This is a genomic window from Nocardioides ungokensis, assembly GCF_013466985.1.
GTDB lineage: Bacteria > Actinomycetota > Actinomycetes > Propionibacteriales > Nocardioidaceae > Nocardioides > Nocardioides ungokensis.
In genome coordinates this window covers 1,466,914-1,479,154 of record NZ_CP059164.1, presented here as the reverse complement: position 1 = coordinate 1,479,154, position 12,241 = coordinate 1,466,914, and the positions used below count along the sequence as shown (strand labels likewise).

The window sequence follows — 12,241 nt, the reverse complement described above, 5'->3', positions numbered from 1 at the left end:
CGTGCCGCACGGCCCCTCCCCGACCTTGTCGCAGGCAGCGGGCTGCGGCGCGATCTGGGCCAGGTGGTTCTTCGACAGGTCCCCGGCCACGAAGGTCGGGTTGTTGCACTTGGTGACGTCGCGGTCGGTGAGGTCGACGTCGGGGTCGGCCTTCTTCAGCTTCGCCAGCTGCTGGAAGCCCGCTTGCACCAGGTTGAGGGGCAGCGGCGAGTAGCCGTACGGGCCGGCCTTCGACTGCCCCGCGCACAGCGAGTAGTACATGAAGTCCGCGAGGGTCTGCCGCTTCGCGGTGGTCATCCGGGGGTCATCGGCCCCGGTCGGGATGATCATGTAGGAGTACGAGGAGATCGGGTAGGCCCGCGGGTCCGGGTGGTGTACACGCCGTCGAGGATCTGGGTCAGGTAGAGCTGCGAGCTCTTGTCCTGGTTGATCCGCGCCTTGGTCAGCGCGACCGCCACGTTGTACTGGGTCGGTTCGACGTAGTAGCCGGCCCGGTTGAGGACCTTGACGACCGGGTAGTCCTTGTTGACCGGGTAGGAGTACTCGACGTACCCGATGGTTCCGTTCCCCGCGAACCCGGCGATCGTGTTCATCACCTGGTCCGACCCGGCCTGGCTGATCATCCGGGTGCCGTTCTTCTTCGGGTAGTACGACGTCAGGCCCGAGCGGCCGAAGTAGGGCCGCCAGATCGACGGGTACTCGTGGTCCAGCCAGGTGGTGAACTGAGCCGTCGTGCCGGAGCCGTCGGAGCGGACCACCGGGGTGATCGGCAGCGATGGGAACTTGCGGCCGTTGTTGTCCTTCGTGATCGCTGGGTCGTCCCAGTTGGTGATCTGGTTGGTGAAGATCTTCGCCAACGTCTCGCCCGAGAGTCGGAGGTTGCGCACCAGCTCGTTGCCGATCTTGAGCTGGTAGGTAAACGCGGTGCCGCCGGCGACGATCGGCAGGTAGGCGAAGTCGCGGCCGTTGCTGGTGTCCGCGTTGCCCTGCTCGTCGACGCCCTGGTAGGGGATCTCGGAGATCGCGAAGTCGGTGCTGTCCTGGGAGAAGTCCTTGCGACCCTTGGTCGAGCCGCCGCCGGTGTAGACGACCTTCATGCCGTTGGCGTCGACGTCGGCGATCCACTGCTGGACGATGAGCTCCGACCAGGTGGAGCCGGTGCCCTCGATCTGGGCGTAGACGGTCGCGCTGGCGGTGCCGGGCATGGCAGCGACGCAGCCGAGCGCGAGCAGGAAGGCGACCACCTGCCCTGCGATGACGCGGACGCGGTTCAACGATTCTCCTCGGTCGAGGTGGGCGGGTAGTGGTTGTCGGGATCGGCAGGCAGCACGGGGCCCATCTCGACGAGCGGGTCGGCGCGGACGATGTCGTAGCCCCGGTTCCGCCAGCCGCCGCTCGGGGCCAGCCGGCTGCGCAGGGTCCGGCGGTTGCCGCGTGGGCGAGCCACCAGGCGGGCGGTGACGAACAGGACGAGGACGAGCGTCAGCAGCACCGTCGCGGCGGCGAACGCCCGGGTGATGGCAGCGGGCTCGCCACTGCGCACGGTGGAGTAGATGTACAGCGGCAGGGAGTTCATGACGCCATCGCTGGGGTTGGTGACCAGGAACGCCGCGGCCCCGGAGGTGAGCAGCACCGGGCTGGTCTCCCCCACACCACGCGCGACGCCCAGGATGACCGCGGTGGCCAGGCCCGGCCGCGCCGTCGGCAGGACGACGTGCCAGACAGTGCGCCACCTGCTCGCACCCAGGGCGAGGCTGGCTTCGCGCAAGCCGCCGGGGACCACGCGCAGCACGACGTCGGCAGCTCGGGCGATGATCGGCAGCATCATCACCGCGATCGCCATTCCCGCCGCGAGCCCGGAGCGTGGGTAGCCCAGCGTGACGATGAGGACGGTGTAGACGAACAGTCCGGCCACGATCGACGGCAGCGCCGTCATCGCCTCGACCACGGTGCGTACGACGCGAGCGAACCGGCCGCCGACCTCGGTCATGAAGACCGCGGTGCCGATGCCGAGCGGAAGGGTCACGACCAGTGCCAGCGCGAGCTCGATCAGCGAGCCGACGATCGCGTGCAGCACGCCCCCGTGGTCGAAGGGGTCCTTGGGGCCGACGCCGGCCATGTCGTCGGTGAAGAAGTTCAGGTGCATCAGCGGGCGCCATCCCCGGGCCACCACGAAGACGAGGGTGCTGACCAGTGCCGCGCCCACGACGAGGGCACCGCAGGTCACGACCGCGCCGGCGACCCGGTCGCGGACCTCGACGAGACCGCCGGTCATGCCCGCGGTCACCGCCGTCACGGCGAGGCCGCAGAGGAACCAGGCGACCAGGAACCAGGCCACGCCCTCCAGCGGCAGCATCCGCTGGGTCAGCAGCCAGGCCAGCGCGAGGCCCGCCACCCACGACCCGATGCCGGCGAACCGCTCGTCGGGGCTGGGCCTGCCCAGGGACGGTCGAGGGGTCGGGGGCGCGGTGTCGTCGTCGTGTGCAGGCAGGTGGGTCGTGCCGACCGTCGGGTCGGCGTGGAGCTCGGTCGTCATGGTCCTAGGCGTCCGTTCCCGCGCCCGAGCGGCTCTTGTTGACGATCACCGCAGCGATCGTGTTGACGACGAGGGTGATCAGGAACAGGACGAACCCGGCGGCCAGGAGCGCGGAGAGCTGCGCGGCGCTCGCGTCGCCGAACCGCCCCGCGATCAGGGCGCTCACCGTGTTGGTGCCGATCTCGAGGATCCGCGGTTTGATCTCGAAGGCCGGCGAGATGATGAGCAGGACCGCGATGGTCTCGCCCAGCGCCCTGCCCAGGCCGAGCATCGTCCCGCCGATGATGCCGCCGCGGCCGAACGGGAGCACCACGGCGCGGACCATCCCCCAGCGGGTGGCACCGAGGGCGAGCGCCGCCTCCTTCTCGCCCTGCGGCGTCTGGGAGAAGACCTGTCGCATCACCGCGCACGACATCGGCAGCACCATCATCGCGACGGCGATGCCGGCGCAGAACGCGCTCGAGACGTACCGGCTGGCGTCCCAGACGGCGGCGTCCGGGTCGGCGTCTACGCGGAAGATCGGGATCCAGCCGAGGTGCCGCTGCAGCCACAACGCGAGCTCGGCGGCTCGCGGCATCACCAGGAAGAAGCCCCACAGGCCGTAGACGATCGAGGGGACCGCAGCCATCAGGTCGACCAGCGAGACCAACGTCGGCTTGAGTGCGGCAGGCGCGTACTCGCTGATGTAGAGCGCGGTCAGCAGCGCCAGCGGGAAGGCGAAGAACATCGCGACCAGCGCGACCTCGAAGGTCCCGATGAGCACCGCCGCGATCCCGAGCACGTCGGACTCGGGCTGCCACTGCGTCTCGGTGAAGAAGCCCCACCCGTAGCGCTGGAGCGTCGGGTAGGCCTGCCAGGCCAGGAACAGCCCGACCCCGCCGGTGATGACGAGCACCGAGGCCCCGACCGCCCGGGCACCGTGCTCGAAGACGGCGTCGGCGCCGGTGGCGCGGCGCGAGATCTTGCGAGCCCGCACGTCGTCAGCCGCGTCGTTGCGAACGTCCTGCAGAGGAAGGGTGGTCACCTGATCGTTCCTGGCACCTCAAGGGTTCAGCACCGTGCTGAGCCGCGAGAAGTCTCGGGGACCACCCGGGAACTGAAACCCCTGCGCGGATGAACGGCCAACGAACGTCCGGGCGGTGATTCCCAAACAGGTCAGCGTCTTCGCTCACGCATGGCCCAACTGGGCCATCTGCAGAGGCCCTGACGTAGTCACCTTGGAACTGGGGAGGGACTTTTCGTGGCCGGCCCCACGGGCGGACGTGCTCCACGCCCCCGGCGCCAGCTCGCTGTCGTCGTCACCGTCCGGGGGGCCCTCGACCCCGTCGGACGGGTCCTGCGCCCGCCCCTGGCCGGTGGGGGCAGCAGCCCGCCACCGTCGCCGCAGTGCGATCTCCTCGTTGACGAGCTCCACGAAATCGCCGGCCTCTGCGACCGACTTGCGCGGGACCTTGATCGCATGCGGATCCTCGCGGTGCCGGGACGCGCGCGGGGCGCCCACGACGGCGATGCGCACGATCGGACGGCCCTTGCGCGACCAGGCCACCTCCGCACCGAGGATCTGTGCCCACTCCACCTGGTGGAGCCGCCGGGTGCCACGGGCGAGGGCCGCCGACTTGGAACGCCGGAACGTGAGCCCCTCGAGAGTGAACTCGACACGACCATCGATCCCGGCCAAGCGCGTGACTGGGATGCGGCGAGTCGACCACAGCAAGGCGAACATACCCAGGCCCGGGCCGGATCTCGGAGACCCCCAGATCTGGGCATGGAGTGTGCCTCCGTCGGGGTGCTTCACTGGAGCGTGAGCGAGCCATCCACCGCCGGGTCGGGCGAAGCCCAGGCGCTGCAACATCTCTCTCAGCGCCTGCGCCACAGGCTCCCCCATCAGCGGGCCGCGACGATCAACCAAGCGATCGCCGACGCGATGGAGGAGTTCGACGGTCGGCCGATCCGGGACTTCGTTCCCATCCTGGTCGAACGTGAGGTGCTGGACCGGCTACGGCAGGCGGGGGCCGGAGGCGATGTGCGGGGAGACGCGGAGGCTTCGGATCTGGGACCAAGGCATCTCGCCGTCTGACGATCGGGCACTTCAGCAGACCTTGGGGACGCGTGTGGCGCTGGCCGATGTTGCTGGGCGAACCTTACTTTCGGGCGGTGAGGGCGAACAGCCGATCAGCCGGCGCCCCAGGAGCCCCTCGAGTAGTCGGTTGCGATCAGGCCGGCCGCGAGCACATTTCTGCCCACAGGATCAGCCGCTGGGTGAGCCAGACGGCGGACCGCGGGCTCGCATGGCGGCCGAGGGTGATCACGATGAGTAGCCCCTCCGCGGTGAGTACTACCGGCCGCAGCGGCTGGGCCCAGTTGCCGATGTCGTCGGCGATCTGAGGCATCGCCACCGTGCGGGTGACCGCGTAGGCGACCATGGCCCGTGCCGGCAGGGTGCCGGCCACCCCACAGCAACGACCGATCGATGAGAATAAGACCGAGCGCGACGAGCGGCACACCACGCCTACGCGATGGGGCTGAGCTGTTCGCGTTCGCGGTCGGGATCGCGGCAGTCAAGACGGCGATGCCCGGGTGCTCGCGCTCCTGGTCGCACTGTCAGGGCTCGCCTGTCTCGCCGACGGCCGCGGGATACGACGGCTTCAACTCCACCCGCTCGATCCTCACAATCCACCGGGGTGCGCGGAGCCTCGTGTGGATGATGTGACTGCACGCACGGCAACTGGCGGGCCACCGAGCGCTGATCGGTCGGCCGGATGCGGCTCGAAGATGTCAAGGGCTACTCGACCCATACAAGACGCGCGGGGAACGGCTGCGGGGTGGGCACGACCTGGCGGAGCATCCAACGGTAGTAGTCCTCCTCGGTGAGGATGTCGACCACGTCTCCTGCATCTGACGCCGTATAGATCGCGCTCACTGCACGCATGTCATAGACGAACCCATCAGGGGTCGACAAGATCACGCGCTTGCCGTGAAGCGCCGACTCAGTGCGTGCGGGCCGCGGCGTTCGCGTTGGCGGGGCACCGAAGTACGGCAGTCGTTCATTGCCTTGTTCCACTTCGGACTCCTCGCCTCGTGCTTGGTCGGCAGCCCTATCGAGGGGCTACCGCAGCCCATGCTGCCTCGGGATCGCCATGACTCCCACCGGTGCAGCCTCGATCGACGGCGTGCAGATAGTCGGGATTGAAGGCGAAGGCATCTAAACCAGGGCCCTCCTCAGCGCACCGGGATGGCGCGCCGCTCAGCGTGAGCTGCACGTCATGCAGCTGTTGCTCGAGATGCCGAGCTCCGCGCGTGCCCGGGGTGGCCCAAGTTCCCCCGACGACGGGCGGGTAGCCGGCGTCGTTCATGTCGCTGACCATGTGCTGCAGCTTGCGAGTCACGGTCGATGTGGCGCCCGACGACTTGGCTGACGCAGGGACTGGCATCTGCATCGACACCACCGGCAGCGTTCCCTGGTCGGACTCGAGCAGGGCCCAGGCCATCCACGTCGAGTCCACCGGGGAGCGGAGGCCGGGCACGACCCCGCGTTTTGTGGCCGCGAACCTGCTGGCGTCCCACACGATCGCGGAGGTGCCGCGCTCCCCCGGTGGCTGCCAGACATCCCAGTCGCCATTGAGCGAGGCCACGATGCGTCCGACATCGCGGGATGCGACGCCGTGAAGCAGCAATACGTCCGCGCCCTGATGTAGCCAGCGGTTGAACTGACCGCGGGCCGCTTCCGGCGAGAACGTCGCCGGAACGGCCGCGGTGAGGACCGTGAACGCGTCCCCGGTCTGCTCAGGACCACCCCCTCCACCGGAGACGGGTGTCACCAGGTCGTGGCCGGCGTGCTGGTGCAACCAGGGAGTGGGGTTGACGGTTGTGGTTCCCCCGTCGGGGTGTACCTCGAAGTGCAGGTGGCAGCCGGTCGCGTTGCCCAGGTCGCCGACGGCGCCGATCTCCTGACCAGCGGAGACGCGTTCCCCGGTGCGTACCGATAAGGACTGCATGTGGGCGTACCACGTCATGAGCTTCCCAGTTCCAATGCTGATCTCGACCAGCCAGTTGCCTGCCCAGGCTTGGTCGGTTCGCACTGTCACGACCCCGTCAGTGGCGGCGCGGACCGGCGTGCCGCAGGCGGTCGAGAGATCGGTTCCCGTGTGGGTGGAGGACCAGTGCGAGCCGCTGCTCCCCCAGTTCTGGAGATCGACGTACGTCGCCCACGGAGCCAGGGGGAACGCGACCTTGCCCGTGAAGGCCGCGGCCTGGGCGCCGCAGCCGCCGTTGGCGGTGCCGCCGAAGTAGGCGGCTGTCTGCGCTACGTCTCCTTGGGGTGGGGCGCCGTTCAGGATGGCCTCGGCCACCGGGACGTCGTCGGTGTAGGCGTCGGGGTACGCGGATTGCTGCACCGCCTGGCCGGCCTGGGTGACGGTCATGTGCTGCCACCCGGGGACGCTGAGGAGTCGCAGGTAGAACTTCCGGGCCGCTGTGGCCGGGTCCATGAGCTCGGGCATGGAGCCCCACCAGGGCCACTGCTGCTGGAAGATGCCCAGAGAGCCGTGATCTGACCCGACGGCTTCGTGCGACAGGTCGAGCGACGCGGCGATGCCCAGCTGGTCGGGGGCGAGGTCGTTGCCCTGCCCGTCGTTGCCGTAGTTGCGAAAGCCGGACTCCTGGTGCGCGACCGCGAGGGCGATCACGATGGCTCGGTGAGGGACAGCCATCCCGTACCCCTCGCTGACGATGGCCGAGGCGTTGGCGAGCTGCTGCCTGTCCAGGCCGTCGGCTGTGCCCGCTGCCAGATCCACCGGGTCGGAGCCGGGCGCGCAGACATCTCCAAGGTCGGCCTCGCCGCCCATCAGCACCATGACCATGAGGAGTGGGACACCGATGATGGTGGCGCCGCCGATCAGCAGGACGGTCAGGCCGAGTGCGCCCTGCCTCTTCACGGCTGAGCCGTCCGGAGGCTCATTGGCTGAAGGACTCCGCGTCGTCTTCGGTGGGGCGGTAGATGGTGTAGACGTCCTCGCCCTCGTACCACTCCGGCTCCGTCGGGGGCAGCGGCACTCCTGAGGAAGACGGCATCGGTACGAACCCCGGGTTCAGCTCGTGCGTCGCCGAGGGAGTGGCTACCGGGGCGGCTCCAGCCACATGGGCCGGCGCCGGCTGAGACGGAACCGGTCCCGCCGCCGACGAGGCTGGCCCCGGCGACGGCTGCTGCGCTCGCACGTCGTCGCCTGACGACAGAGCACCAGCGACTGATCGTGCGGGCGGCACCGGACCAGGAGCTGCCGGCGAGGGACGTGCCTCAACTCGGTCCGGTGGTGGCACAGGCTCGTCATCGGCGTGCGCGGCAGCCACGGCTCCCGCGGTCGCACCGCCCGTCGCTCCCGTGACCCCGGCAATCGCCAGCTTCTTGGCCAGTCTCCCGCTGGCTCGCGCGGTCGATCCCAGGCCACCGGACATCCCACGGAAGTGGTGGTCATCCGCGCTGACCATGGAGGTGAGGCGTCGGAACGGACGCAAGGCGACCCACATGACGACCGTGAAGACAGGCATCAGCACGATGCCCAACCAGGCGGGCGCTCCTCCCCCGGGATGGAACAGGACGCCGAGTACGGCGACCGTCACGCCGGTCCCGATCCCGAAGATGATGGCGTTGACCAGGGCGGCGGCGACCGTCCTCCCGAGTCCGATCACCAGGCCGCGCGAGGCGGGGAAGGCACCAAGTGTGGCGAACGCGGGGAACATCATCACCGCGAGCCTGACGATGAGGAAGCAGCCAAGCAGTAGCAGCGCGGACATGAGCAGAAAGGGCAGCGCCAGGAAGGCGCCGGTGGCGGACAGGATCGCGTAGCCGATCCGGGTCTCAGAGCGCTTCCCGGTGAGGTATTCGTACGCCTCGGGGTCCTCGTCCTGGATCTTGGAGGCGATGTCCTTCCACTGGTCCTCCTTGTCCTGGATGATCTGCTCGCCCCTGTCGGGGTCGGACTCGAGGATGGCGGCCTGGTGCCAGTCCAGGGCCTGGGCCTTGAACAGGGCGGGCCCGTACTTCTTGGCCACCTCGCTGTCCGGGCTCCCTAGCTCACCGGCCAGCCACGCTCGGTAGAAGATCGACTCGTCGACGTTGGAGGCGACCGCGGTCCCGGGGTCGACGTCCGGTCCGTTGCCGTCCAGCCGGCTGACGACCATCCCGAGGGTCCCGGTGACGGTCGCGTCCGCGGCGCGGCCGGCCTCCACGGGCCAGCGGAACAGGGCGGTCGCCAGGAGCACGACAATCAGGGCCCAGCCGACGGCGGCGGCGGTGGTCGCCAGGGACGATCGACGGGCCCGGAAGATGATCAGCGCACCCAGCACTGCGATGACTGCCGGCACCCACGAGCGGAACAGGCTGTCGTGCAGGGCGGTGGACACGTGGGTCACGACCCCGTCGAACGAGCTCAGGAACGTCGGCTGGAAGGCGGTCTGGGTCAGAGAACCGGTCAGGGCGGTGAGCGCGATCGGCAGCTGCATCACCCAGTTGCTCATCGCGGTGCCGATGACGGCGTCCGGTTGCCGCATTGCGTCGGGCCCGCACCCCAGGTCGTAGGTGTGCCACCGCAGGCCGGCGTACCCGTACTGCTCGTAGATCGTGGTCCCCGAGCCGGCCTTGAACGGATCGGCCTCGGCTGGGAGGTGCTCTGGAGGTTGGGAGAAGAACCCGGCAATCCCCCGCCCGGGAACTTCGGGCGTCGGCGCCTCCTTGCAGTCGGAGAGTCCGGGGATGGCCATCGCGGCTGGGGGAAGCGCAACACTCACGCCAACGAGCACCGCGAGGATGGCGACGATCCGCGCCACCTGTCGCCTCATGCGACCTGCTCCTCGCCGCTGCGGTTGCCGTGTCGTCCGGCGGTGGTGTTGAGCGCTGCAAGCAGGCGGGGGTTCGCCGACAGGTCGACCCGGAGCTTGTCGACGTGACCGTCCACGTCGCGCATCACGAACTCTCGGGACGCGGTCTCCCCACGGCCAGAGGAGAGGGTGGAGAGAGCGCGTTCGTATCCGACGCCGGTGGCAACGCGCAGCATTCGCAGGCCGTCCCGGGCAGCCGCCTCGTCCTCGAGCCGACCGACGAATGCAGCGGACATGAAGTTGGCGACGTCCATGCCGAGCACGTCGGACGGGTTCTGCGAGGCGGCGAGAACGCATGTGTTCCACTTGCGCGAGTCGCGGCCGAGCCGGGTGAAGAGGGCCCGGCCGGCAGACCACTCGCCGAGGAAGTGGGTCTCGTCGAGGGCAACCAGCTTCCGGCTCTGCATCTCCCTGCCATAGACCGCTCGGGTGGCATACCAGGACGCCAGGTGAAGGAGTGGGACCGCGAGCTGTTCCGAGGTCGACCAGTGGTCCCGCGGCACTGACCGGGGTGGGAGGACGAGCCCGGGCATGGTCAACACGGTGAGCCGGGCTCCCAGTCGGGTCGCCCCCTGCTCGGTACTCGGGAAGAACAGCCTGGACAGCGGCAGCTCGGCCATGTCGCTGAGGTAGTTCGCCACGATCTTGCCGTGCGGCGAATCGAGCGCCTCGAGGTTGCGCACGACATCCCACAGCGAGGCATCGCGTCTTCCCTGGGTGGCACGGACCGCGTCGGAGACGACCAGCGACGTGTCGGGAAGCGAGTCCACCGAGGCGGGGAGCAGCATCTTGACGACATCCATCGCCAGCAGCTTGCGATCCTGGGAGGCCATCACCTCGGCCTCGGTAAAGGAATCCTCTGTCGCGTACGCGGAGCGCAGCGGTGCGGCGACGACCTCGAACGGGTTCAGCGTCCCGCTCGCGGCGGTGGTCAGGTCCAGGTGCTCACTGTGCTCCCGGAGCTCGGGCATCTCGGTGAGCCTGGCGAGAGGCCCGGACGGGTCGAGGACGACCGACGGGATGCCCCGCCGTACCGCCTCGTAGGTGATTTGGCCCAGGAGCACGCTCTTGCCGGCGCCGAGCCCGCCGACGACCGGCACCAGGCCGGAGGTCTCCCGGACCTCCGTCGCGTAGTGCGTGTCGAACATGACGGCACGGCGCGACGAGCCGGCCGTGTAGCCGACGTACGGACCACGACGGTCGCCCAGGCGGCTCGACGCCATCGGGACCCCGGCGGCGAGGTAGAGCGCGGGCAGCCGTCGGCGGTATGCCGAGGTCGAGATCGGCTCGCTCGGGATGAACTCCCGCAACAGCCCGAACTGACCGCGAGGGTGCTCGATCGAGACGCGGCGGGACCGGTACGACGTCGTCACCTTGCGGACCCGCTCCAGGCACTCCTCCTGCGTCCGCGCCGCCACCGCGACCCGGAACCAGCCGTGGATACGGGTAGCAGCGACGTCGACGCCACGGGTCATCTCGTCCTCGACCTCGCGTGCCTGCCGGGCCTGTCGGTCGAGCGCCAGCGGCTCGTCGAGGTCGTGCTCAGCGAAGTGTCGCTGCATGTCCCGGACCACGAGCAGCTTGCGCTGGATCGCCTTGCGAGCGTCGACCCCCGACAGCACGTCGAACTGGCAAGACCACTCGACCGGGAAGGGCAAACGGTCGGTGTGGGACAGCCAGGGCTCGTGGCCAGGGTCTGGCGCCTCGATCTCCTCGAGACGCCCCACTGACAGCACCGCGACGTGACGCTCCACGGGGTCCGCGGCACCACGGCTGGTGAGCTTCACCGTGCGCCCGAGAGGCTCGGCCTCGTACTCGACCTGGTCGACGAAGCTGTGGAGGTCGTCGCTAGTCCATTCCCGGATGGGCACTGGTGCGAGCTCGGCAGGCGCTGGGAGCCCCAGCCCCATGGATCGCCGGAGAAGCCACTCCATCTCGTGGGCAGTCGCCGGTCGACCCTCCAATCCCGGCAGGGCCACCGTCTCGGTGATCCGCTCGACCTGCGGCAGCAGCCGCGAGTGCTCGATGTTGCCCGGATGGCGCCACAGCGCGCCGATCGCCCGGTGAGACATCGCCCTGCTGGAGACCCGGACGCCGAGGAACACCTCCTTCTCGGCCATGGTCTGGTTCCGCAGATGCTTCTGCATGGTGACCATGTGCTCGGTCCAAGGCTCAACACCAGGAGTGTCGAGCGGGTCCGGGGTGAGCTGGTGCAGACCTCGTGCCCACTCGGCGGTCGGGTACGGCCTCGTCGTGACCCTCAGGTGGAGACGATGCCCCGCGAGCCACGCCAACGCGTCTCCGAACCCGAACATCAGCGCCTCGCGCTGCGAGTCGGACCGGAAGGCCCATGGTTGCGTCGGCAGCACGTACCAGGCCCACGCCTCATGGCGACTGAAGCACAGGTTGCCCTCGATGTTGCGGACGGTCAGACGGGCATCGACGACCCGGTCACTCAGCTTCTTGTTGGACATGGATCTCCCTCACCCGGACTGTGGAGGCGCAGAGCCGAACGGTGCGCTGTGACCGCCCGGCGCGAGGCGCGGAGGCCTCGTTCCGCAGCAGCTCCCAGACACTGATCAGCGGACGGTCGTGATCGATGACGCCGGTCAACGCGTAGGTCGCGAGGATGCTCAGCACGAGCTCCCACACGGGAGGCACGCTGACTCGCATCGGCAGGGCCGCCTCGACTAGCAGCACCGACACGAACACGACGAGCCAGATGCCGTACGCCGAGTACCGGGCCGACCAGGGCAGCGTGAACCCACGCGGGCCTAGCCACACCGCATCGACCCGGTAGACCTCGTCATCGGGCCGGATCAGCACCGGCGA

At 69.1% G+C, this 12,241-nt stretch carries 11 protein-coding genes; 1 reads left to right on the top strand and 10 read right to left on the bottom strand.

Annotated elements, in window-relative coordinates:
* Positions 1 to 326: 326 nt before the first annotated feature.
* From H0S67_RS07305 to H0S67_RS07290, 4 genes are all read right to left on the bottom strand, one after another.
* The gene (locus H0S67_RS07305) at positions 327 to 1,274 is read right to left on the bottom strand and encodes a substrate-binding domain-containing protein (protein WP_180936046.1); all 948 of its coding nucleotides are present in this window, start codon (positions 1,272 to 1,274) and stop codon (positions 327 to 329) included.
* The gene (gene pstA, locus H0S67_RS07300) at positions 1,271 to 2,536 is read right to left on the bottom strand and encodes a phosphate ABC transporter permease PstA (RefSeq protein WP_180936045.1); all 1,266 of its coding nucleotides are present in this window, start codon (positions 2,534 to 2,536) and stop codon (positions 1,271 to 1,273) included. Before pstA ends, H0S67_RS07305 begins: the two co-directional genes overlap by 4 nt.
* 4 nt (positions 2,537 to 2,540) lie before the next feature.
* A complete protein-coding gene (gene pstC / locus H0S67_RS07295) occupies positions 2,541 to 3,560 on the bottom strand; it encodes a phosphate ABC transporter permease subunit PstC (RefSeq protein ID WP_246355199.1) in 1,020 nt (339 codons plus the stop codon).
* A gap of 144 nt (positions 3,561 to 3,704) precedes the next feature.
* A complete protein-coding gene (locus H0S67_RS07290; RefSeq protein WP_180936044.1) occupies positions 3,705 to 4,214 on the bottom strand; it encodes a hypothetical protein in 510 nt (169 codons plus the stop codon).
* Between the two features lie 123 nt (positions 4,215 to 4,337).
* On the opposite strand from H0S67_RS07290, the gene H0S67_RS07285 reads away from it, so the two are divergent.
* The gene (locus H0S67_RS07285) at positions 4,338 to 4,613 is read left to right on the top strand and encodes a three-helix bundle dimerization domain-containing protein (protein ID WP_180936043.1); all 276 of its coding nucleotides are present in this window, start codon (positions 4,338 to 4,340) and stop codon (positions 4,611 to 4,613) included.
* 136 nt (positions 4,614 to 4,749) lie between these two features.
* On the opposite strand, the gene H0S67_RS07280 is transcribed toward H0S67_RS07285, so the two are convergent.
* The 6 genes from H0S67_RS07280 to H0S67_RS07255 all read right to left on the bottom strand — a co-directional run bounded on the left by H0S67_RS07280 (position 4,750) and on the right by H0S67_RS07255 (position 12,235).
* Positions 4,750 to 4,959, bottom strand: coding sequence for a hypothetical protein (locus H0S67_RS07280; protein ID WP_180936042.1), 210 nt, complete (start codon positions 4,957 to 4,959; stop codon positions 4,750 to 4,752).
* A 359-nt stretch (positions 4,960 to 5,318) separates the two neighbouring features.
* Positions 5,319 to 5,597: a hypothetical protein gene (locus H0S67_RS07275; RefSeq protein ID WP_180936041.1), complete on the bottom strand. Its 279-nt coding sequence runs from the start codon at positions 5,595 to 5,597 to the stop codon at positions 5,319 to 5,321.
* 34 nt (positions 5,598 to 5,631) lie between these two features.
* Positions 5,632 to 7,470: a M23 family metallopeptidase gene (locus H0S67_RS07270; protein WP_180936040.1), complete on the bottom strand. Its 1,839-nt coding sequence runs from the start codon at positions 7,468 to 7,470 to the stop codon at positions 5,632 to 5,634.
* Between the two features lie 19 nt (positions 7,471 to 7,489).
* A complete protein-coding gene (locus tag H0S67_RS07265; protein WP_180936039.1) occupies positions 7,490 to 9,370 on the bottom strand; it encodes a hypothetical protein in 1,881 nt (626 codons plus the stop codon).
* A complete protein-coding gene (locus tag H0S67_RS07260; RefSeq protein WP_180936038.1) occupies positions 9,367 to 11,883 on the bottom strand; it encodes an ATP-binding protein in 2,517 nt (838 codons plus the stop codon). Before H0S67_RS07260 ends, H0S67_RS07265 begins: the two co-directional genes overlap by 4 nt.
* On the bottom strand, positions 11,861 to 12,235 hold the full coding sequence (locus H0S67_RS07255) for a hypothetical protein (protein WP_180936037.1): 375 nt from the start codon (positions 12,233 to 12,235) through the stop codon (positions 11,861 to 11,863). Before H0S67_RS07255 ends, H0S67_RS07260 begins: the two co-directional genes overlap by 23 nt.
* Positions 12,236 to 12,241 lie beyond the last annotated feature (6 nt).

Coding starts and splice junctions, on each gene's coding strand:
- H0S67_RS07260 (WP_180936038.1), bottom strand. CDS start 11,883: ATGTCCAACAAGAAGCTGAGTGACCGGGTCGTCGATGCCCGTCTGACC.
- H0S67_RS07265 (WP_180936039.1), bottom strand. CDS start 9,370: ATGAGGCGACAGGTGGCGCGGATCGTCGCCATCCTCGCGGTGCTCGTT.
- H0S67_RS07280 (WP_180936042.1), bottom strand. CDS start 4,959: ATGGTCGCCTACGCGGTCACCCGCACGGTGGCGATGCCTCAGATCGCC.
- pstA (WP_180936045.1), bottom strand. CDS start 2,536: ATGACGACCGAGCTCCACGCCGACCCGACGGTCGGCACGACCCACCTG.